The sequence below is a fragment of the Streptomyces sp. yr375 genome (genome assembly GCF_900110755.1).
In the GTDB taxonomy this organism is placed as follows: Bacteria; Actinomycetota; Actinomycetes; order Streptomycetales; family Streptomycetaceae; genus Streptomyces.
This window is the reverse complement of record NZ_FOFF01000014.1, coordinates 15,795-37,394: the sequence shown is the minus strand read 5'-3', so window position 1 is coordinate 37,394 and position 21,600 is coordinate 15,795. Positions and strand designations below refer to the sequence as shown.

The 21,600-nt window shown below is 72.1% G+C and carries 19 protein-coding genes; 10 read left to right on the top strand and 9 right to left on the bottom strand.

The features are described 5' to 3' along the window. Positions 1–21: 21 nt before the first annotated feature. Positions 22–1,065 carry a non-homologous end joining protein Ku gene (locus BMZ82_RS16565; RefSeq protein WP_093776401.1) on the bottom strand — a complete coding sequence of 348 codons (1,044 nt, stop codon included), beginning with the start codon at positions 1,063–1,065 and terminating at the stop codon, positions 22–24. A gap of 89 nt (positions 1,066–1,154) precedes the next feature. Between BMZ82_RS16565 and ligD the strand changes: the two genes are divergently transcribed. Beyond that, positions 1,155–2,045 carry a non-homologous end-joining DNA ligase gene (gene ligD / locus BMZ82_RS16560; RefSeq protein WP_093776399.1) on the top strand — a complete coding sequence of 297 codons (891 nt, stop codon included), beginning with the start codon at positions 1,155–1,157 and terminating at the stop codon, positions 2,043–2,045. A gap of 148 nt (positions 2,046–2,193) precedes the next feature. Here the strand turns inward: ligD and BMZ82_RS16555 are convergent, their stop codons facing one another. Next, positions 2,194–2,997, bottom strand: coding sequence for a hypothetical protein (locus BMZ82_RS16555; RefSeq protein ID WP_093776397.1), 804 nt, complete (start codon positions 2,995–2,997; stop codon positions 2,194–2,196). A 110-nt stretch (positions 2,998–3,107) separates the two neighbouring features. Here BMZ82_RS16555 and BMZ82_RS16550 point away from each other — a divergent pair, with 110 nt between their 5' ends. The 8 genes from BMZ82_RS16550 (at position 3,108) to BMZ82_RS16515 (ending at position 11,439) form a co-directional block, all read left to right on the top strand. Beyond that, complete coding sequence (locus BMZ82_RS16550; RefSeq protein WP_093776395.1) at positions 3,108–3,617, top strand: protein-tyrosine phosphatase family protein; 510 nt, start codon at positions 3,108–3,110, stop codon at positions 3,615–3,617. A 143-nt stretch (positions 3,618–3,760) separates the two neighbouring features. Next, entirely contained in the window at positions 3,761–4,555 is a 795-nt protein-coding gene (locus tag BMZ82_RS16545; RefSeq protein WP_256251943.1) for a hypothetical protein, read from the top strand. After that, positions 4,552–5,901, top strand: a complete 1,350-nt coding sequence (locus BMZ82_RS16540) for an ATP-binding protein (protein WP_093776393.1) — start codon at positions 4,552–4,554, stop codon at positions 5,899–5,901. Before BMZ82_RS16545 ends, BMZ82_RS16540 begins: the two co-directional genes overlap by 4 nt. A gap of 77 nt (positions 5,902–5,978) precedes the next feature. After that, the gene (locus BMZ82_RS42530) at positions 5,979–6,785 is read left to right on the top strand and encodes an SH3 domain-containing protein (protein ID WP_093776391.1); all 807 of its coding nucleotides are present in this window, start codon (positions 5,979–5,981) and stop codon (positions 6,783–6,785) included. Between the two features lie 74 nt (positions 6,786–6,859). After that, the gene (locus BMZ82_RS16530) at positions 6,860–8,338 is read left to right on the top strand and encodes an FtsW/RodA/SpoVE family cell cycle protein (protein WP_256251942.1); all 1,479 of its coding nucleotides are present in this window, start codon (positions 6,860–6,862) and stop codon (positions 8,336–8,338) included. After that, positions 8,335–9,795 carry a penicillin-binding transpeptidase domain-containing protein gene (locus BMZ82_RS16525; RefSeq protein ID WP_093776389.1) on the top strand — a complete coding sequence of 487 codons (1,461 nt, stop codon included), beginning with the start codon at positions 8,335–8,337 and terminating at the stop codon, positions 9,793–9,795. The genes BMZ82_RS16530 and BMZ82_RS16525 overlap by 4 nt, the downstream gene beginning before the upstream one ends. Positions 9,796–9,841: 46 nt before the next feature. Further along, positions 9,842–10,144 (top strand): hypothetical protein, encoded by a 303-nt coding sequence (locus BMZ82_RS16520; RefSeq protein WP_093776387.1) that lies wholly within the window; start codon positions 9,842–9,844, stop codon positions 10,142–10,144. 113 nt (positions 10,145–10,257) lie between these two features. Next, positions 10,258–11,439 (top strand): C40 family peptidase, encoded by a 1,182-nt coding sequence (locus BMZ82_RS16515; RefSeq protein ID WP_093776385.1) that lies wholly within the window; start codon positions 10,258–10,260, stop codon positions 11,437–11,439. Here the strand turns inward: BMZ82_RS16515 and BMZ82_RS16510 are convergent. The 5 genes from BMZ82_RS16510 to BMZ82_RS16490 are packed head-to-tail and all read right to left on the bottom strand — an operon-like array spanning position 11,412 to position 17,053. Beyond that, positions 11,412–12,665 (bottom strand): styrene monooxygenase/indole monooxygenase family protein, encoded by a 1,254-nt coding sequence (locus BMZ82_RS16510; protein WP_093776383.1) that lies wholly within the window; start codon positions 12,663–12,665, stop codon positions 11,412–11,414. The genes BMZ82_RS16515 and BMZ82_RS16510 overlap by 28 nt on opposite strands. A 48-nt stretch (positions 12,666–12,713) precedes the next feature. Next, positions 12,714–13,355: a GTP-binding protein gene (locus tag BMZ82_RS16505; protein WP_093776381.1), complete on the bottom strand. Its 642-nt coding sequence runs from the start codon at positions 13,353–13,355 to the stop codon at positions 12,714–12,716. Continuing rightward, entirely contained in the window at positions 13,336–13,818 is a 483-nt protein-coding gene (locus BMZ82_RS16500) for a DUF742 domain-containing protein (protein ID WP_256251941.1), read from the bottom strand. Before BMZ82_RS16500 ends, BMZ82_RS16505 begins: the two co-directional genes overlap by 20 nt. Then, positions 13,815–14,318: a roadblock/LC7 domain-containing protein gene (locus tag BMZ82_RS16495; RefSeq protein WP_093776379.1), complete on the bottom strand. Its 504-nt coding sequence runs from the start codon at positions 14,316–14,318 to the stop codon at positions 13,815–13,817. The genes BMZ82_RS16500 and BMZ82_RS16495 overlap by 4 nt, the downstream gene beginning before the upstream one ends. Beyond that, entirely contained in the window at positions 14,315–17,053 is a 2,739-nt protein-coding gene (locus BMZ82_RS16490; RefSeq protein ID WP_177244524.1) for a sensor histidine kinase, read from the bottom strand. The genes BMZ82_RS16495 and BMZ82_RS16490 overlap by 4 nt, the downstream gene beginning before the upstream one ends. A 368-nt stretch (positions 17,054–17,421) precedes the next feature. Here BMZ82_RS16490 and BMZ82_RS16485 point away from each other — a divergent pair, with 368 nt between their 5' ends. Next, positions 17,422–18,267: a protein phosphatase 2C domain-containing protein gene (locus BMZ82_RS16485; RefSeq protein WP_093776342.1), complete on the top strand. Its 846-nt coding sequence runs from the start codon at positions 17,422–17,424 to the stop codon at positions 18,265–18,267. A gap of 22 nt (positions 18,268–18,289) precedes the next feature. Here the strand turns inward: BMZ82_RS16485 and BMZ82_RS16480 are convergent, their stop codons facing one another. Continuing rightward, the gene (locus BMZ82_RS16480; protein WP_371271232.1) at positions 18,290–18,793 is read right to left on the bottom strand and encodes a MarR family winged helix-turn-helix transcriptional regulator; all 504 of its coding nucleotides are present in this window, start codon (positions 18,791–18,793) and stop codon (positions 18,290–18,292) included. A 190-nt stretch (positions 18,794–18,983) separates the two neighbouring features. Beyond that, entirely contained in the window at positions 18,984–21,416 is a 2,433-nt protein-coding gene (gene lon / locus BMZ82_RS16475; RefSeq protein WP_093776340.1) for an endopeptidase La, read from the bottom strand. Between the last annotated feature and the right edge of the window lie 184 nt (positions 21,417–21,600).

Here is a 21,600-nt window from a genome sequence, read left to right as displayed (position 1 = left end):
GGGCGGTGGTGGCGTGAGGGGTCAGGCCGTGTGTTTGCGGGGGGTTGTTTTCTTTGCCGGGGTTTTCTTCGCCGTGGTCTTCTTGGCTGTGGTTTTCTTCGTCGGCGACTTCTGAGGCTGGGTCTTCTTCGCCGTCGTCTTCTTTGCGGCCTGGGGGGACTTGGCCGTCGACGTCGATGTCGACTTCTTGCCGGTCGTCTGCTTGGGCTCTGTACGGGACGGCTTGGGTAGGTGTCTGACCTCGGCTTCTTCGCTGTCCGCCGGGGGCTCCGGTGCCTCGCCCCGTGACTCCTTCGCCGCTTGCACGCTCTTCTCCAGGGCCGCCATCAGGTCCAGCACCTTGCCGCTGGATGGTGGGGTCGGGGTTTCGCGGGGGGTTTCGCCAGCCGCCTTTGCCGCCACCACCTCCTCCACCGCCTCGCGGTACTCGTCGTGCAGGTCCGCCAGGTCGACCTCGCCGAGGGTGTCCATCAGGGCGTCCGCCAGGTCGAGTTCCTTGTCGCGGACGGTGACCGAGGTGTCCGGGGCCACGCCCTCGGGGGCGCGGACCTCGTCCGGCCAGAGCAGGCCGTGCATCGCGATCGCGTCGCCGACCACGCGGAGCATGCCGAGGCGTTCGCGGCCACGCAGGGCGTACTTCGCGATCGCCACCTTTTGACTGCGTTTCAGGGCCTCGCGCAGCAGTGTGTACGGCTTCGCGGCCGGGGCGCCGCCCGCCTGGAGGTAGTACGCGGCGTCCATCTGGAGCGGGTCGATCCGGTCGGCCGGGACGAAGGCCACGATCTCGATCGTCTTCGCGGTCGGGAGCGGGAGGTGGGCCAGGTCCTCGTCGGTGATCGGGACGATCGTGCCGTCCGCGTCCTCGTAGCCCTTGCCGATCTCCGCCGAGCTCACCTCCCGTTCGTCCAGCTCGCAGACTTTGCGATAGCGAATTCGACCGCCGTCCTCCAGGTGGATCTGGCGGAAGGAGATCGAGTGGCTCTCGGTGGCGTTCACCAGCTTGATCGGGATGCTGACCAGGCCGAACGAGATGGCGCCGTTCCATATGGATCTCACGTGCAGCACCCTCCCGGATGGGTGAGATGGGCTGTATTTGTGATAGCTGCCGCTTGGGTGGTCTTGGGGTCTTTTGGTCGTTGTGTGATTCTTATCGTATGACGCCGATCACCGAGGTGGACGGGCGGCGGCTCGCGCTCAGCAATCTCGAGAAGGTGCTGTATCCGGCGACCGGCTTCACCAAGGGTGAGGTGCTGCACTACTACGCGACCGTCGCCGACGTCCTGCTCCCCCATCTGCGCGACCGGCCGCTGTCCTGGCTGCGCTACCCGGACGGGCCCGACGGGCAGGTCTTCTTCGCCAAGAACGTGCCGCCGGGGACGCCCGACTGGGTCACCACCGCCGAGGTGCCCCGGTCGGAGGGGCCGGCCCGGATGGTCGTCGTGCAGGATCTGGCGAGTCTGGTCTGGGCGGCGAACCTCGTCACCGAGTTCCATACGCCCCAGTGGGTGATTCAGGAGCCGGCCGTTGCCGACCGGCTCGTCTTCGATCTTGATCCCGGCGCGCCCGCGACCGTCGTGGAGTGCTGTGAGGTCGCGGTGTGGCTGCGGGAGCGGTTGGCGGCGGACGGGATCGAGGCGTATCCGAAGACGTCCGGGGCGAAGGGGCTGCACGTGCTGGCGGCGGTGCGGGGGGCGTCGTCCGAACGGGTTACGGAGTATGCGAAGCGGCTGGCTGTGGAGGCGGAGCGGGGGTTGCCTCGGCTGGTTGTCCATCGGATGACGCGGAGTCTGCGGGGCGGGAAGGTGTTCGTGGACTGGAGTCAGAACGCGGCGCGGAAGACTACGGCTACGCCTTATACGTTGCGGGCTCGGGATGAGCCGGCTGTGTCCGCGCCGGTGACGTGGGGGGAGGTCGAAAGGTGTCGGGGGGTGGGGGCATTGGTGTTTCTTGCCTCGGATGTTGTTGCTCGGGTGCGGGAGTTCGGGGATCTGCTTGCGCCCGTGCTTGATGGGGGGCGGGCGGGGGTCGTGCCTGGTCTGGATTGAGGGTCCTTGGGTCCGTGGGTTCCTGGGCTTGGGTTTTTCGCCCCCGCCGCCCCTTCCCGTTCCCATCCCTGGGGGCTGCGCCCCCAGACCCCCGCTGTCGGCCCCTAAGGGCCTCGTCCTCAAACGCCGGACGGGCTGAAAGGGGCCCTTACACCCTCGTCCATGTCTGCCGGTCCCTCGCCATCGCGTGGAGGGCCTCGACGTCTGCCGGTTTGAGGACTCCGCCGAGGTGGGTCAGGGCGGTGAGGGTGGTGTCGGTGAGGACGTGGAGTTCGCGTGGGGGGTGGGGGACGGAGACGTCCGTGGGGGCTACCAGGGCCAGGACCGGGTGGACCTCGGCGGTCAGGGCGTACGACGCTCGGTCGGCGTCTGTTCGGATGCGGCGCAGGAGGGGCTCCGGGGGGCGGCGGCCCACGGTGACTAGGGGGTCGGTGATGCGCACCCGTTGTTTGCGGGCGTACAGGGTGTGGACGGCGAACAGGCCCGCCGGGCCGATCGTCAGGTGGTGGACGCGGTCGCCGCCGGGCAGGGGGAGGGAGTGCAGGGTGCGCCAGCCGGCGCCGTCGAGGCGGTCCAGGGCCGCGCCGATCGTCTGCTCGGCCGCCAGGGCGCGGCGGCGCGGGTCGGTGCGGAGGCGGTGCGCGGGGCCCGGGGCGCGGTCCAGGGCGACGAGGAGGGTCTCGCCGGGGCGGTTGGGGGCCAGGTCGTCGTCCGGGTGGAGGGTGAGGCGGGCCAGCTCCGCGGGGGTCGGGACCGGAGGCGGGCCGACCGTGACCGGGCCGGTCAGGAAGGGGGCGAGGGCCTCCAGGACGTCTTCTCTGCGGGCCTCGCCGAGCAGGTTGACGCGGCCCGTCTCACGGTCGTACCAGGCGATGTTCCTGCCGTCCGTGAGACAGACGTAGAGCCGCTCCTGGCCATGTCGCCAGGTCGGTACGACGCGCAGGCCGGTCATGCGGCATCACCCCACGACCATGGGAACAGGCGAGGGCCCCCGGGGCAAGAAGGCGGTTACCGTCGAAGGGAGTTGGGCAGGCACTGGGCAGCGCGTTTGGGGAGGCGCCGTTGCGGACTCGCAGGAAGCAGCCCGACGTACCGGTTCCGGACCGTCCGTGGAGCGAGATCGTGCCCGGCCTGTGGATGGGCGGGCACCAGTTCCGCGGGCCCTCCGGCGAGGAGGAACTCGCCGTGGTGCGGGGCGAGTTCGACCTCGTCCAGACGTTGACCCGGGCCCGGCAGGGGTACGGGCCCGATCCCGGCGTACGGCACCAGGTGTGGCCGATTCCGGACGGGCCGCTGGACGGCACCCAGCTCGCCGGGGTGATCCGGCTGGCGCAGGCCGCGGGAGACGCGATGGACGAGGGGCGTACGGTCCTCGTCCGCTGCTACAGCGGCTACAACCGGTCCGGGCTGGTCGTCGCCCACACGCTGGTGCACCGGGGGCACTCGGTCGAGGACGCGATCCGGCTGATACGGTCACGGCGCTCGCCGTGGGCCCTGCACAACGACTTGTTCGTGGAGTACCTGCGGGCGGGGCTGCCGACCGCCAGACTGCTGGAGGAGCTGGCCGAGTAATCGTTTCGGCTCCCCCCTCCATCGGTTCTCCGCCTGTCCCTCCGCCTTTTCCTCCGCTCGGCTCTTCGCCATCGCGCGCATAAAAACGACTTCCCTATGAATAATGCGCGTAACGTGTAGATCAAGAGGAGTCGCGAGAGCCCGTGTCCCGCAGCCGCCTTGTCCGGCCCGCCCGGCCTGTCCGTCCCGCGTTCGTTTCTGCCGTCGTCGGCGTCGTCGTTCTGCTGGCCTCGGTCGTCTCGGGCTGCGGTGACGCCGGTGAGTTGCAGGGGGCCGGTTCGACGCCCACCGCGATCAGCCCGGACAAGCTCTGGCCGGACCTGACCCCCGCCGCCAGTCCGGCCTTCGACATCGGCGAGGTGGACACCGAGGTGGTGCGGGGCATCACCGTGCCCGGCGGCGACATCCGCACGGTCGATCCCGTCGCGGTCGTCCGCGCCGAGATCGCGGCGAATCCGGCCGACTACAACTCCGGGACGTACGACGAGACGGCCCGCCGGATGGCCGACTGCGGGAAGGGCAAGGGTGGCGTCGCGGGGCGGCGGTGTCCCGTACTCAAGGCCTACTACCGCGACCTCACCGGCGACGGCCACGACGACATGACACTCGGCTTCCGGCAACTGCCCGGCAACCTGACCGCCGTCCGCGTCTACACCGTCCGCAAGGACCGGCTCGTGCAGATCATGGGCTACGAGGACGCCGTGAGCGCCGTCGAGCTGGCCGGGCGGTCGGTGATCATCCGGGCTCCTTCGGAGGTCGCCGGCTACGAGTACCGGTTGCAGTGGACCTGGGACCAGCAGCAGCGGGCGATGCTGCTCACCAACGACGAGATGCTGCGTATCGGCGGCCCGAACCGGAAGCATTCCCCTCGGCCCTCCGCCTCGCCCTCCGCGTCCCCGTCCGGCTCCTCCGCCTCGCCCTCCGCGAGTCGCCGATGAAGTTCGCGCTTCCCTCGTGGGCCGGGCCGCTCGCCGTGAAGGCCGCCGTCTTCATCACGGTGATGTGCTGTGCGCTGGCCGCCCTGCTCGGCATCCTGGTGCACGTGTCGGTGACGAACCAGACCGTCGGCCAGTCCCGCGATCTCGCGCTGTCCCGGCTGAAGGAGGCGACGACGGCCTTCGAGTCCGGGGACAGCCTCGGGTGGGGCGCGAGCCTCGATCCGCCGGGGCTGCCCGCGTCGCTGCGGACGCTGGCGGTGGGCGGGGAGCGCGGCACGATGGTCGCCGAGTACCGGGGGCGCCCCACGATGTGGGCGGCGGGGCCCGCCGACGGTGAGCGGGCCCTCGCGGTCGCCGTCGACTACTCGCAGAGCGCCCACACCATCGAGGCGCTCGACACCGCGATCCTGTGGTCGTCGATGCTGGCGATCGGGGCGACGCTGCTGGTCGGCGCCGTCGCGGTGACCCGGGTGACCCGGCGGCTGCACACCACCGCGCAGGTGGCCCGGCGGATCACCGCCGGTGACCTGGACGCCCGCGTGGACGACCCCCGCGCGAAGCAGCCGGGCCGGCCGCAGGACGAGGTGGGCGCGGTCGCCGTCGCGCTGGACTCGATGGCGTCCTCGTTGCAGGGCAAGCTGCTGAGCGAGCAGCGCTTCACCGCCGACGTGGCGCACGAGTTGCGCACCCCGCTGACCGGGCTGCACGCGGCTGCCGAACTGCTGCCGCCGGGGCGGCCGACGGAGCTGGTGCGCGACCGGGTCGCGGCGCTGCGCACGCTGACCGAGGACCTGCTCGAGATCTCCCGGCTGGACACCGGGCGGGAACGGCTGGAGCTGGACACCGAGGAGCTGGGCGCGCTGGCGATGCGGGTGGTGCGGGTGACGGAGGCCTCCGGCACCCTCGGGGCCGCCCCGGTGGCGGGCACCTCCGCCGCCGCCCCGGCGGGCAGCGCCGAAGGCACGGCCGTCACGATCGCCATCGTCCGGGACGTGCGCGTGGAGACCGACCGGCGGCGCCTCGAACGGGTGCTGGGGAACCTGCTCGCCAACGCGCACCGGCATGGGCGGGCCCCGGTGACGCTGACGGTGGACGGGCCCGTGGTCACCGTGCGGGACCACGGGGACGGCTATCCGGAGTACCTCGTGACGCACGGGCCGCAGCGGTTCCGTACCGAGGGCGGGGCCAAGGGGCACGGGCTCGGGCTGACCATCGCGGCCGGCCAGGCGGAGGTGCTGGGCGCGCGGCTGACGTTCGCCAACGCGCCGGACGGCGGTGCGGTGGCCACGCTGACGCTTCCTCGGACGCCGCCCACCGGGGCCGGCCTCCCCGATGGCGCAGTGTGACGGGCGACACGCGCCGTCCGCTCCTAATGTGGCGATTAGTCAGCTTCACCCTCTTCGTGCTTCATGGAGGTATCGCCATGTCCGTGCGCTCCGCCCTCACCCGTCTCGCCATAGTCACCGCAGCCGGCGCGCTCGCCGCCACCGCGACCGTCACCCCGGCCCTCGCCGACGAGTGGGACCCCGACGGCGGCGGCAGCTTCAACTCCCAGGGCCAGCGCGACGACCCGGACGACTGGCAGAACCAAGGGGGCCAGAACCAGGGGGGCCAGAACCAAGGGGGCGGGGGCCAAAACCAAGGGGGCGGGGGCCAGAACCAAGGGGGCCAGAACCAAGGGGGCGGGGGCGGCGGCCAGAACAACGGCCAGGGCAATGGGCAAGGCAACGGCCAGAACAACGGTCAAGGCAATGGCCAGGGCAACGGCCAGAACAACGGTCAAGGCAACGGGCAGGGCAACGGCCAGAACAACGGTCAAGGCAACGGGCAGAACAACGGCCAGGGCAATGGCCAGAACGGCAACAGCCAGAACGGCAACGGCCAGAACGGCAACTGGCAGTCCGGTGGTGGCAGCGACTGGCAGTCGGGCGGCAGTGGCGAGTGGCAGTCGGGGGGTGACGGTGGCGACTGGCAGTCCGGTGACCAGGACGACTCCCGCCGCTTTCGCGGGCGCGTCACCGCCAACGAGTTGCTCCTGCGCAGCAGGCCGGACCGTGGCGGTCAGGTGATCCGGGTCGCCCGGCGCGGCGAGATCGTCTCCATCTTCTGCCGGACCACCGGCGAGAACATCCAGGGCAACTCGCAGTGGTACCTCCTCACCGACGGCACCTGGGCCTGGGGCGCGGCGCGCTACATCGACACCATCGGGACGACCCCGCGCTGGTGCTGACCCGGCACCGACACGGCACCGGCTCAAAAAGCGTCCAAGGCTCACAAGGAGCCCCATTTGGGTAAGTTCCGGACATGACGAAAGCCGGAGTCGGAGCGGGAACCGGAGCGGGAACCGGAGCGGGCGCCACGCTGGTGGCGGCGGCAGCCGACGCGCCCGCCCCCGCCGTACGCCTCCCCCGCCGCCGTGGCGTCGAACTCTCCCTCATCCTCCTGGCCGTCCTGCTCTGCGTGTACGGCTACTGCGCGGTCGGCCTCGCGAAGCACGGCACCGTCCCGCCCGGCGCCGCCGGTTACGGCGCCGGGCTCGGTGTGCTCGCGCTGCTGGCGCATCTCGCGGTGCGGCTGCGCGCCCCCTGCGCCGACCCGCTCCTGCTGCCCATCGCCGTGCTGCTCAACGGGATCGGCCTGGTGCTGATCTACCGGCTCGACCTGGAGACGCCGGGCGACCGGGCCGCGCCCACCCAACTGGTGTGGTCCACGCTCGGGGTGGCCCTGTTCATCGTCGTCGTGGCCGCGCTGCGCGACCATCGCGTGCTTCAGCGGTACGCGTACGTGTGCGTGGTCGGCGCGCTCGCCCTCCTCGCCCTGCCGATCCTGTTCCCGGCCGTGAACGGCGCCCGGATCTGGATCCGCATCGCCGGTTTCTCCATCCAGCCGGGCGAGTTCGCGAAGGTGCTGCTGGCGGTGTTCTTCGCCGCGTACCTGGCGGCCAACCGCACCGCGCTGGCGTACACGGGCCGGCAGATCTGGCGGTTCCGGCGGCTGCAACTGCCCACCGGGCGCGTCCTCGGGCCGATCGTCGCGATCTGGCTGCTGAGCGTCGGCGTACTCGTCCTGGAGCGGGACCTCGGCACGTCGCTGCTCTTCTTCGGGCTGTTCGTGGTCATGCTCTACGTCGCCACCGGCCGTACCGGCTGGATCGCCGTCGGCCTGCTCCTTGCCTCGCTCGGCGCGGTCGCCGTCGGCCGGCTGGAGCCGCACGTGCACAGCAGGGTCGCCGACTGGCTGCACCCGTTCGCGTCCATCGAGGCCGGTCAGGGGCCCAATCAGCTCGCGCAGTCGCTGTTCTCGTTCGCGGCCGGCGGGGTGCTCGGCACCGGGCTCGGGCTCGGCCACTCCGTCCTCATCGGCTTCGCCGCCAAGTCGGACTTCATTCTGGCGACGGCCGGCGAGGAACTGGGCCTGGCGGGGCTGTCGGCGCTCTTCCTCCTCTACGGGCTGCTGGTGGAGCGCGGCTACCGGGCCGGGCTGTCGCTGCGCGACCCGTTCGGCCGGCTGCTGGCGACCGGTCTCGCCTCGATCGTGGCGCTCCAGGTGTTCGTGATCGCGGGCGGGGTGACCGGGCTGATCCCGCTGACCGGCATGGCGATGCCGTTCCTGGCGCAGGGCGGCTCGTCGGTCGTCACCAACTGGGCGATCGTCGCGCTGCTGATCCGGGTGAGCGACTCGGCCCGGCGGCCGTACCCGCAGCAGTCCGACGGCATGCATCCGCAACTGTCCGTTGGCATGCATCCGCAACAGTCCGATGACGACTCAGGGAGGTCCGGGTGACCCGGCACATCCGGCGCGCCGCCGTCTTCTGCGCCCTGCTGCTGGCGGCGCTCCTGGTCAACGCGGCGCGCGTCCAGGTCGTCCGGTCCGATGTGTACGACGGCAATCCGGCCAACCGGCGTGCGTCCATCGCCCGTTACGCCCAGCCGCGCGGCGACATCCTGGTCGGCGGCACGCCCGTCACCGGCTCCCGGGACACCGGGGAGCAGTTGCGGTACGAACGCACGTACCGCGACGGGCCGTTGTACGCGCCGGTGACCGGCTTCGCCTCGCAGGTGTACGGGACGACGTTGCTGGAGCACACCGGTGACGGCGTGCTGTCGGGGGCGGATCCGCTGCTCTCGCCGTTCCCGCTGTGGAACGACGTCACGCACGGCCGGCCCGCCGGCGGTGACGTGGTGACGACGTTGAACCGCCGCGCCCAGTGGGCCGCCTACGCGGCGCTGGACGGGCGCAAGGGCGCGGTGGCGGCGGTGGAGCCGGCGACGGGGCGGGTGCTCGCGCTGGTGTCGAGTCCGTCGTACGACCCGGCCGTGCTGTCTGGGAACGACGCCGGGGCGAAGCGGGCCTGGGCGCGGCTCAACGGTGACCCGGACCGGCCGATGCTGAACCGGGCGGTGCGGCAGACGTATCCGCCGGGGTCGACGTTCAAGGTGGTCACCGCGGCGGCGGCGCTGGACGCGGGCGTCGTCGACGACCTCGACGCGGCGACCTACTCCCCCGACCCCTACCGGCTGCCCGGGACGACGACCGCCTTGACGAACGAGGGCGACGGCTGCGCGGACGCGCCGTTGCGGGACGCCTTCGAGTGGTCGTGCAACACGGTGTTCGCGAAGCTCGGCGTGGACACCGGGCTGGCCCGGATGGCCCGGACGGCGCAGGCGTTCGGCTTCAACGACGCGGCCGTGCGGATCCCGTTCGCCGTCGCGCCCAGCACCTTCGACACCTCGCTGGACAAGGCGCAGTTGGCACTGTCGTCGATCGGCCAGTACAACACGCGGGCGACCCCGCTCCAGATGGCGATGGTGGCGGCGGCGGTGGCCGACGGGGGGCGGGTGCGCACGCCGTACCTGGTGGAGCGGACGACACGCGAGGGCGGGGCGACGGTGGCCACGGCCGGTTCGCGGCCGACCCGGCAGGCGATGCTGCCGTCGACGGCGCGGCGGCTGCGGGAGCTGATGGAGGGCGTGGTGCGGGAGGGCACGGGTACGAACGCGGCGATCCCCGGCGCGGTCGTCGGCGGCAAGACCGGCACCGCGCAGCACGGCGTCGGCAACGCCGGGATCCCGTACGCCTGGTTCGTCTCCTGGGCGCAGGGCGCGCGGGACATGGAGCCGAGGGTCGCGGTCGCGGTGGTGGTCGAGGACGGGTCGGCGCACCGGGGCGAGATCACCGGCGGCGGGATGGCCGCGCCGATCGCCCGGGCGGTGATGGAGGCGGTGCTGACGACCGGCTGAGCCCCGGACGTCGTCGGGCCGCCGGGACCTGATCGACACTGGTGGCGTGAAGAGCCAAGACACCCCCTTCGAGGGCGGGCCCATGGACGGCCGCGTCCTGCCCGTGCTGCTGGGCCCGACCGGGCACCCGCCGAAGACGTACCGCATCCCCGTCCCCGACGCGGCCGGCGGTCCGCCCACCGTCCTGGTGTACCGGCGTGTGGTGCGCGGCCACAGCAGGAAGCTCGGACTGCCCCAGGGCTGGAAGTACGAGTTCGATCCCGAGGGGAAGAAGCGCGGCCGACCACGCTGGCCCTGGTCCAAGCCCGACGCCACGCCGGACGGACGGCGGGACGACGCCGACGAGTGACCCCGTTGGGCCGAACCGCGCACCCGGCGCGCGCACCGCGCGCGCACGCCTGATGCTCGCCCTGCGGGACGGAGGGGCCACCGGGGCCACCCCGCCGCTGCGGAGGTGACGGCATGTCAGGAAGACTGCTGCGGCTGGCTTGTACGGTCGCCACGGCGGCGCTCGCCGCCCAGGCCGCCCTGTCCCCCGGACTCGCGACGGCCGCGCCATCACCATCACCGTCGCCGTCGCCGTCGCCGTCGCCGTCGCCGTCAACAGCTACGGCTACGGCTACGGCTACGGCGCCCGAGATTCCCGACGCCGGTGAGTCGTCGGTGGCCGAGTCGCTGGCGGAGCTTCAGCGGTTGTACCGGGAGGCCGAGCAGGCCACCGAGGTCTACAACGCCACCGAGGAGCAGCTCAAGGTGCGGCGGGCGGAGGCCGGGCGGCTGGGCGGCGAGCTGGCGAAGGCGCGGCTCTCCCTGCACGACAGCCGGGGCGCGGCCGGGCGGCTGGCCCGGCAGCAGTACCAGGGCAGCACCGGCATCTCCCCCTACGTACGGCTGCTGCTCGCCCGTGATCCGCAGCACGCGCTCGACCAGGGGCATGTGATCGGCCGGCTGGCGCGCGAGCGGGCCGACACGGTGGGGCGGCTGGTCAGCGGCGAGCGCAAGGCCGACGCTCTGGCGCGCAAGGCCCGCACCGCCCTCGACGCCCAACTCACCCTCGCGGCACGCCAGAAGAAGGAGCGCGACGACGTACGCCGTCATCTGGCCGATGTGGAGGAGCTGTTGGCCTCGCTCAGTGCCGAACAGCTCGCTGCCGTCGCCGAGTTGGAGAAGGACGGGGTCGCGCGGGCGCAGGAGAAGCTCGTGGCGTCCGGTGCGCTCGGGCCGCCCGGCGAGGACCGCGAGCCGTCCGCCGAGGGCGCGAAGGCCGTGCGGTACGCCGTACGGCAGCTCGGCAAGCCGTACGAGTGGGGCGCGGAGGGCCCGGCGTCGTACGACTGCTCGGGGCTGACGTCCGAGGCCTGGGGGAGCGCCGGGACGGCGATCCCCCGGACCAGCGAGGAGCAGTGGGCGCGGCTGCGGCGGATCCCGCTGACCGAGCTGCGCCCCGGTGACCTGGTGGTCTACTTCCCCGAGGCCGGTCATGTGGCGATGTACCTGGGCGGGGGCAAGGTGGTGCAGGCGCCGCGCACCGGCGAGAAGGTGAAGATCTCGCCGCTCGCGTCCAACCCGGTGCTCGGCGCGGTGCGTCCGGATCCGGGGAGCGGGTCGCTACGGCGTCAGGCTCCGGTCAGGGAGCCCAGGTAGGCCGCGGTCTTCTCGGGCTCGTAGAAGAAGTCCTCGAAGTCGGCCGGGTCGTCGAAGGCGTTGGCGAAACGGTCGGCGGCGGTCGGCAACTGCCCTGCCGCGCCGAGCAGGTTGAGGATGTGCTCCGGCGGCGGGGCCAGCATCGCGTTGGTCCACTTGGTGACGTGTCGCGCCGTCTCCCAGTACCGGTCGAAGGTGGCGCGCATCCACGCCTCGTCGAACTCCTTCTCGCCCTGCTCGAGGATCGACGCGAGATACGCGGCGGCGCACTTGGACGCCGAGTTGGAGCCCTGACCGGTGATCGGGTCGTTGGCGACGACGACGTCGGCGACGCCGAGCACCAGGCCGCCGCCGGGGAGGCGGCCGATCGGGTTGCGGACGGTCGGCACGTACCGGCCGGCCAACGTGCCGCCGGCGTCGGTGAGTTCGACCCTGGTGGCCCGCGCGTACTCCCAGGGCAGGAACGTCTCCATCAACTCCAGGGTGAGGGAGAGGTGTTCCGTCGGGTCCTTGACGCCGTCGAAGACGTCCAGCGGGCCGCCGGGTATGCCCTCCCAGAAGAGGATGTCGGCGCGGCCGGAGGTGGTGAGCGTCGGCATGACGAAGAGTTCGCCGACGCCGGGGACGAGGTTGCAGCGGACCGCTTCCAACTCCGGGTGCTCCGGGCGCGGGCCGAGGCCGTGGACGTAGGAGACGGCGAGGGCGCGCTGCGGCGCGGTGTACGGGGAGCGCTCGGGGTCGCGGCCGAACATCGACACCAGTTCGCCCTTGCCTGCCGAGACCAGGACGAGGTCGTAGGCGCGGGAGAAGTAGTCGAGGTCGGAGACGGCCGCGCCGTGGATGACGAGTTGGCCGCCGCGCTGGACGAACGTGTCCATCCAGCCGGCCATCTTCACCCGCTGGTCGACGGACTGCGCGTACCCGTCGAGGCGGCCCAGCCAGTCGATCACGCGCTGCGTGGGGCCCGGGTCGTGCGAGCCGGGGGCCGCGACCGAGACGCCGAGGCCCTGGATCCTCGGGGTCTGCTGCTCCCAGAAGTTCAGCTTGAGGTCGCGCTCGTGCTGGAGGGCGGTGTCGAACATGCACTGCGTCGACATGACCCGGCCAAAACGGATCTCGTCCGCCGTCCGGTTCGACATCAGAGTGACCTCGTACCCGTGCGACTGGAGGCCGAGGGCGAGTTGGAGACCGGACTGGCCGGCTCCGACGACGAGTATCTTCCGCATACGGGGAACTCCTTGGCGGGCCTCGATGGCTTCGCGGGCCTTGAGGCCTTACTCGGGGGTTTCGTCCAGCGCGTGGCCCACGAGGGCCAGGAGGGTCTCGATCACCGAGATCCGGCGCCGCGCGTCCATGATCATGACAGGTATGTGGGTGGGGATGGTCAGTGCTTCACGCACGTCATCCGGCTCGAACAGCTCGCTGCCGTCGAAGTGGTTGACGGCGACGACGTACGGCAGTCCGGCGCTCTCGAAGTAGTCCAGCGCGGGGAAGCAGTCCTTGAGGCGGCGGGTGTCGGCCAGGACGACGGCGCCGATCGCGCCGCGCACCAGGTCGTCCCACATGAACCAGAACCGCTGCTGGCCCGGCGTGCCGAACAGGTAGAGCACCAGGTCGTCGTCGAGCGTGAGGCGGCCGTAGTCCATGGCGACCGTTGTGGTGATCTTGTCCGGGGTGCCCGTGAGGTCGTCGGTCTCCTCGCTGGCCTCGGTCATCAGCGCCTCCGTCTGGAGGGGCTCGATCTCCGAGACGGCGGCGACGAGGGTGGTCTTGCCGACGCCGAAGCCGCCCGCCACCACGATCTTCGTGGCGACGGGGGCCCGGGTGCGGTCCGTCTGCCAGGGCATCAGGGGTTCGTCGGTGACGCCGGCGAAGGCGACGTCGGCGGAGGTGGCGTCAGAGACGACGGAGTCCACTCAGCACCCTTTCCAGCAGAGCGCGGTCGGGACGGCCCGTACCGTGAGCGGTACCGGTGCCGTACACACGGATCTTTCCCTGGTCCGCGAGGTCGCTGAGGAGCACCCGGACCACGCCGAGCGGCATCCTCAGCAGCGCGGCGATCTCGGCCACCGTGCGCATCCGGCGGCACAGTTCGACGATGGCCCGCAACTCGGGCGTGACTGTGGACTTGAGCGAGCCGTTCGTGAGTTCCTTGCGGTCCTCGGGGCCTTCGAGGGCCGCCACGAAGGTCTCCACCAGCAGGACGTGCCCGAAGCGGGTCCGGCCGCCGGTGAGCGAGTACGGGCGCACCCGGGCGGGCTTGCGGTCGCCGCCGCGCACGGGGAGCTGCTGCTTGGCACCCCCGGGCTCCGGGCCCGCGGACTCCGGGCTCGCGGGCTCCGGGCTCGCGGGCTCCGGGCTCGCGGGCTCCGGGCTCATCGGAGGCTGCCTGTCGTCCGGGGCTCCAGTGACTGGCGTAGCTCGCTGCGGAGTTCCGGCGTCAGGACGTGGCCGGCGCGGCCCACGAAGAGGGCCATGTGGTACGCCACCACGCTCATGTCGCAGTCCGCGGAACCGTGCACGCCGAGCAGCGAGCCGTCGCTGATCGACATGACGAAGAGGCTGCCCTCGTCCATCGCGACCATCGTGTGCTTGACGCCGCCGAAGTCGATGAGCTTGGCCGCGCCGATGGTGAGGCTGCCGATGCCGGAGACGATGGTCGCGAGGTCGGCGGAAGAACCGCGCGGGCCCGCGGGTTTGGTCTCTCGGGCCTCGCGTGCCTCGTCGTTGCGGCCTGGGTCCGAGGAGAGCAGGAGCAGGCCGTCCGAGGACACGACGGCGACGGACTGGATGCCGGGCACTTCCTCCACGAGGTTGGTCAACAGCCAGTGCAGGTTACGGGCTTCCCTGCTCAGTCCGAAGGTACTGGGCGCGGTCAACTGCTTGCCTCCTCGACTGTGCCCCCCGTGTCTTCTTCGGCGTGTGCGTGTGCTTCTTGAGCTTTTTGAGCTCCCTGGGGCGACGGAACCTTGTTCTGGCCCGTGCGTTCGGCGATTTCCGCTTCCACGTCGCGGTAGCCGGCCTCCGCCCCCCGGCGGAAACCGCCCAGACGGCGGCGGAGGGCTTCCGCGTCGACGGAACCGGTCCGCTGACGCGGGGCCTGTGCGGGCGTGGTGATCCTGGGGGTGCGCTTGGGGAGGCCCTTGTCCGTGAGGGGCTCGTCCGACGGCCGGGTGTGCTCCGCCTCGGCTTCGCCCTCGACGGCTGCGGGCTCGGAGGCGGTGTGTTCCTCCTCCGGCTTCTCCTGTGCCCCGTGTTCCTCCTGTTCCTCCGGCTCCCCCTGCGGGATCGGCAGCAGCAGTTCCATCGTCGTCTCGGCCGGAGATTCGGCCGGAGATTCAGCCGGGGTCTCGGTCGGCGTCTGAGACCTGCGTACCGCCTCTTCCGCCAGGGCGATCAGGGGGTCCTCGTGCTGCTGGTGCTGCGAACGGGTGGGCAGGCGGTTGGAGTTGGACTCCGCGTCCGCGCCGGGGAGGGAGATGGTCTGGGTCGTCGACGAGGACGGGGTCTGCGCCGGGATCGCGGCGGTCGGGGCCGCTGGCAGCAGCGGGGTCGGCAGGACGACGACCGCCGCCACCCCGCCCTGCTTCTGCTCCCGCAACCGCACCCGCACCCCGTGCCGGTGCGCGAGCCGGGCCACCACGTACAGGCCGAGGCCGAGACCCTCCTCGCCCTCCTGGTCGTACGGCGTCTCCGGGTCGAACTCGGTGAGGCGGGCGTTGAGTCGCTCCAGGCGGTCGGCGGGGATGCCGATGCCCTCGTCCTGGACGGAGAGCATGACCTCGCCGGTCTCCAGGAGCCAGCCGGAGACCTCGACGGGCACGTCCGGCGGGGAGAACGAGGTGGCGTTCTCCATGAGTTCGGCCAGCAGGTGGGAGAGGTCGTCGGCGGCGAAGCCCGCCACGTGCGCGTGCGGGGGCAGCGCCGAGATCCGGACCCGCTCGTAGCGCTCGATCTCGCTGACCGCCGCGCGGACCACGTCCACCAGCGGGATCGGGCCCGCGTGCTGCTGGACGTGTTCGGTGCCGGCCAGGACGAGCAGGTTCTCGCTGTGGCGGCGCATGACCGTGGCGAAGTGGTCGAGCTTGAACAGGGTCGCCAGCCGGTCGGGGTCCTGCTCGCGCTCCTCCAGGCCCTCGATGACCGCGAGTTGGCGTTCGACGAGGCCGAGAGTGCGCAGGGCGAGGTTGACGAAAGTGCCGCTGATGCTGTCGCGCAGGCCGTCCAACCTGGCCGCGGACTCGGCGAGTTCGGCGCTCAGCTCCTCACGGGCGTCGGCCATCCGCTGGCGCTGCCCGACCAGGTGCTTGCGGTCGGACTCCAGGGTGGCGACGCGCTCGTGGAGGGCCACGGCGTGCTCGTGCAGGGCGTTGACCGAGCGGACGACCTGGGCGAACTCGTCGTTGCGGCCGGTGAACTTGACCGGCTCCTCGGCCTCCGGGTGCTCGGCCCCGGCCAGTCGCGCCGATCCCCGGCGCAGCACGGACAGCGGGCGGGTCAGGCTGCGCGCCATGCCCGTGGCGATGGCGACGGCCAGCAGCATCAGCGCGCCGAGGACGGCGACGCGGATCTCCAGGTCGGTGACGTCGTCGTCGCGGAGCTGGGCGAGATCCGCGGCGCGGCGGCCGTACAGGGAGGACTCGGCCCCGCGCATCAGGTCGACGCGGCCCGAGAGCGCGGCGTCCAGCTTCTTGACGCTGGTGTTCAGGTCGGCGCCGGTCAACTGCGGCTGGTCGGTGAGGGCGGCGAGGTACGTCTCGGCGGTGTCGACGTCGCCGCCGGTGACCGTGGAGTCGTAGGAGGCGACCTCGTCCCGGGGCGCGCCCTCCCGGAACTCCGCGAGGGCCGCGTCGGAGCGCAGCCGGGCCTGCTGCGCGGCGGCGGCGAGGGCGTCGCGCTGCTTGGCGTCGGTGTCGGAGGAGACCTTCTCGGTGGTCGACCGGCCGGTGAGAGGGTCGTAGGAGGTCTCGGTCCGGGTCGGCACGTTGAGCGCCGCGAGCAGCAGTCCGCGGGTCGCGGAGGCCTGCTGGACGGCGGTGTCGAGCTGGGCGAGGGCGTACGCGCCGGAGCCCGCGCGGGGCGGCATCTGCTCGGCCAGCCGGTCGACGAGCACATGGAGCGCGGCGATGGCCTTGGCGTACGCCTCGTGCGTCTGGAGCGCGGTGCCGCTGCCGGTGAGGGCCGACCGGCGCACCGACGGCACGGCGGCGAGGGCCTCGCGCAGCTCGGCGGAGACGTCCGACCCGGCCACCAGCTCGCGCGACTGGCGGTCCACGCGGGCGCCGGCCTGGGTGGAGGGCGCCGCGGACTTCGCCCGGCCGGCCGCGACGTAGGCGGTGACGCCGTCGCGCTCGTCCGCCAGGGACTGTGCGAGGGCGAGCGCGTCCTGGGTCTGTTCGGCCAGGGTGACCAGGTCCTGGGAGTCCTTCAACTGCCCGGAGGCGGCGAGGATCGAGGGCGCGCCGGCGCCGGCGATGGCGGCGGCCACCACGGCCACGGCGACGATCAGCCGGTTGCGTACGTGGGTGGGGCGGCCCTTGCCGACGGGGGTGCGCTCCGCGCCCTCCTCGGAGGCCGTCTTCCTGCCTGTACGCCGAGGCCGCGTCTTCTGCACCGGTGCTCGCATTCCTGACTCGTGCTCCATGGGCCGGATATGACGCTCCGTCAACTGGTGCGTACGTCCGGTACGGTTCCCGACCCTCCCAGTGCCGGTGGGCAGGGGTCCCGCATCGGTTGCCCCGCCACCCGAAGGAGTGAACATCGGAGGGGAGTTGGCGGGCAAGTTCCTCTGGCGCGTGCAGCCGCCCTGTCCGGCACGCCGGTTGGACGTGGGCGGCCAGCTTTGACACTATTCGCCGCCACGTCTTCCCCGAGCGCTTTATTCCCACCCAAACCAGGCGTCTGACCTGCGGCGGTACGTATGTTCGGGGAGCGATGCCAGCCTTTCGCGAAGGCCCTGCGGGGGTCGTGCAGACTGGCCGGATGCGTACGGAACTTGTGTCGGAGGCGGGCGACCGGGCCCGCGCCAACGAGGACTTCGCGAGTGTCGGGGTTCCCGCCTCCGGACAGGGCGGTTCGCTCGTCGTCCTGGACGGGGTGACGCCGCCGCGGGGCGGCACGGGCTGTCTGCATTCGGTCCCCTGGTTCACCGCGCGGCTGGGCGGCGCGCTGACCGAACTGACCGTTTCACTCCCCGATGTTCCGCTGACCGAGGCGCTCGCCCTGGCCATCTCCCGTACCGCGGCGGCCCATTCCGAAACCTGTGACCTTTCTCACCCACGCACCCCGCAGGCCACCGTGGCCCTCGCGCGCTGGTCGCCGGAGACGGTCGAGTGCCTGGTGCTGTGCGACGCGACGCTGCTGCTGGCGTCCCCGGACGGCACGGTCACCCCGGTCCGGGACGACCGGCTGGCCCGGCTGCCGCGCACCCTGCTCACCAGCGCCGAGGCCGTCGACGGCACGCTGCGCAACAAGGCGGGCGGGTTCTTCACCGCCGCCGCCGATCCCTCGGTGGCCGCCCGCGCGGTGACCGCCGCCGTACCGCGCGCCGAGGTGCACGCCCTGGCCGCGCTCTCGGACGGGGCCACCCGCTGGACGGACCTCTTCCACGAGGGCGACTGGCCGGACCTGTTCGCCCTCGTCCGCGAGGAGGGGGCGCCGGCGCTGGTGGAGCGGGTCCGGGCGCTGGAGCGGGCGGACGACGGCGCCGGCCGGGCCGTCCTGGGCCGGGCGAAGACACACGACGACGCGACGGTGGTGTGCGTCGAGTTCCAGGACGCCAAGGACACCCACGGCATCCAGGGCAACCAGGACGCCCGCAGCACCTAGGCCCGCCGGGCTGCCCGCCGGGCTACTTCTCCATCCCCCGGTTGAGCTGGTTCAGCAGGCGGGCCAGTTCGCCGATCTCCTTGCGGTCCCAGTCGGAGAAGTGGCTGACGTACCGCTCGCGGCGGGCCTCGCGGACCCGGCGGACGCGGGTGCGGCCCTCCTCGGTGAGGGCGACCAGCCAGGCGCGGCCGTCCGCCGGGTCCGGCTCGCGGGCGATCAGGCCGAGTTGCTCCAGGGCGCGCAGTTGGCGGGACATGGTGGCCTTGCCGACGCCGATGTAGGCGGCGAGTTCCGTGGCGCGCTGGCGACCGCACTCCTCGAGCCGGACGAGGAGCCCGTAGGCGGCGGACTCCAGGTCCGGATGGACCTCGCGGGCCATCTCGCCCTGGTTGGCGCGGGCGCGGCGCAGCAGCATCGTCAGCTCCCGCTCCAGGGACAGGAACTCCCGGTCGCCCTGCTCCACCCCGCGCGACGCCGCGTCGCCGCTGCCTTGACTGTCCTGGTGGTCCGCATGGCCTTCGTGCACGTCAGCACCCCTGATGTTCGCCGGTCGCTGCCATCGGCGCAGCTCTTAAGTATTTCGCAGGCACGGTCCGGGGGCGCTTCCCAGGTCCCCGGCAGGGCGGCGGCGGGCATCAGGGGCCCTGCGCATCCCGTGCGGCCGGGGCCCGGGTATCCCGTACGGGACCCGGGCCTCGCCCTTCCCGCGGCGTCCGTCACGCCGCCACGGGAACCTCCGGCGTCGTGCCGTTCCCGCCGTTCGCACCCTGCGCGGCGGGCGCGAGCGCCAGTTCCAGGACCTGGCGGACGTCGGTGACGGCGTGGACGTCGAGCTTGTCCAGCACCTCCGCCGGGACGTCGTCCAGGTCGGGTTCGTTGCGCTTGGGGATGACGACGGTGGTGACCCCGGCCCGGTGCGCGGCGAGCAGCTTCTGCTTCACGCCGCCGATGGGCAGGACCCGCCCGGTCAGGGAGACCTCGCCGGTCATCGCCACGTCGGTGCGCACGAGCCGGCCGGACAGCAGGGACGCGAGGGCCGTCGTCATGGTGACGCCGGCGCTCGGGCCGTCCTTGGGGACCGCGCCCGCCGGGAAGTGGATGTGCACGCCCCGGTCCTTCAGGTCACCCACCGGCAGCTCCAGTTCGGCCCCGTGGCGGCGCAGGAAGCTGAGCGCGATCTGCGCCGACTCCTTCATCACGTCGCCGAGCTGACCGGTCAGGGTCAGGCCCGCCGCGCCCGTCTCCGGGTCGGCGAGCGACGCCTCGACGTAGAGGACGTCACCGCCCGCGCCGGTGACCGCGAGGCCGGTCGCGACGCCGGGCACGGCCGTGCGCCGCTCGGCCGGGTCCTGGGCGGACTCGGGCACGTGGTGCGGGCGGCCGATCAGCGCGCGCAGATCCTCGTCCCGCACGGTGAACGGCAGCTTCCGCTCGCCCAGTTCGTGCTGGGCGGCGACCTTGCGCAGCAGCCGGGCGATGGACCGCTCCAGGGTGCGCACGCCCGCCTCGCGGGTGTACTCGCCGGCGAGCCTGCGCAGCGCGCTCTCGTCGAGCGCCACCTCGTCCTGGTCCAGGCCCGCCCGCTCCAGTTGGCGCGGGAGCAGGTGGTCACGGGCGATGACGACCTTCTCGTCCTCGGTGTAGCCGTCGAGGCGGACCAGCTCCATGCGGTCGAGCAGGGCCTCCGGGATGGCTTCGAGGACGTTGGCGGTGGCGAGGAAGACCACGTCCGACAGGTCGAGCTCGACCTCCAGGTAGTGGTCGCGGAAGGTGTGGTTCTGCGCCGGGTCGAGCACTTCGAGGAGGGCGGCGGCCGGGTCGCCCCGGTAGTCGGAGCCCACCTTGTCGATCTCGTCGAGGAGCACCACCGGGTTCATCGACCCGGCCTCCTTGATCGCCCGCACGATCCGGCCGGGCAGCGCGCCGACGTACGTACGCCGGTGGCCGCGGATCTCGGCCTCGTCGCGGACGCCGCCGAGGGCGACGCGGACGAACTTGCGCCCCATGGCGTGGGCGACACTCTCCCCCAAGCTGGTCTTTCCGACACCGGGCGGACCCACCAGGGCGAGTACGGCACCGCCGCGCCGGCCGCCCACGACGCCCAACCCGCGCTCGCCGCGCCGCTTGCGCACCGCCAGGTACTCGGTGATCCGCTCCTTCACGTCCTCCAGGCCGGCGTGCTCGGCGTCCAGGACCGCCTGGGCGCCCTGGATGTCGTACCGGTCCTCGGTCCTCTCGTTCCACGGGAGTTCGAGGACGGTGTCCAGCCAGGTGCGGATCCAGGAGCCCTCGGGCGACTGGTCGCTGGACCGCTCCAGCTTGTCGACCTCCTTGAGGGCGGCCTCGCGGACCTTCTCGGGGAGGTCGGCGGCCTCGACGCGGGTGCGGTAGTCGTCAAACTCCTCGCCCTCCTGTTCGCCGTTGAGCTCGCGCAGCTCCTTGCGGACGGCCTCGAGCTGGCGGCGCAGCAGGAACTCGCGCTGCTGCTTGTCGACGCCCTCCTGGACGTCCTTCGCGATCGTCTCGGCCACGTCCTGTTCGGCGAGGTGGTCGCGCAGTTGCGAGGCGGCGAGCTTCAGCCGGGCCACCGGGTCGGTGGTCTCCAGCAGCTCCACCTTCTGTGCGGTGGTCAGGAACGGCGAGTACCCGGAGTTGTCGGCGAGCGCGGAGACGTCGTCGATGGCCTGGACCCGGTCGACGACCTGCCAGGCGCCGCGCTTGCGCAGCCAGGCGGTGGCGAGCGCCTTGTACTCCTTGACGAGGTCGGCGACATGGCCGGGCAGCGGCTCGGGGACGCTCTGGTCGACCCGCGTCCCCTCCACCCAGAGGGCGGCGCCCGGCCCGGTCGTACCGGCGCCGATCCGGACTCTTCCCCGGCCGCGGATCAGCGCGCCCGGGTCTCCGTCGGCCAGCCGGCCGACCTGTTCGACGGTGCCGAGCACACCCGTGCTCGCGTACGTCCCGTCGATGCGCGGCACCAACAGCACGCGGGGCTTGCCGGGCTCCGAGCGGGCGGCGGCCTGGGCGGCCTCCACCGCGGCGCGTACATCGGTGTCGCTGAGGTCCAGCGGAACCACCATGCCGGGGAGCACGACCTCGTCGTCGAGCGGCAACACGGGCAGGGTGAGCGGTGCGGACGTCGAAGCCATGATCTCCCCTTCAGCAGCCAAGTTGAGCTATGCCGACTCAATGCACGTGAGCCCCGGAATGTTCCCGGGAACGCCGCCCGTTCGCTCTGGGCGATCACGGAACGCGTCTGTCACAACGCCCGGCCCACCGGTGTCTTGAGGCCGAACCCCTTGTGACAGGGCTTCGAAACGAAGGCAACGAAGG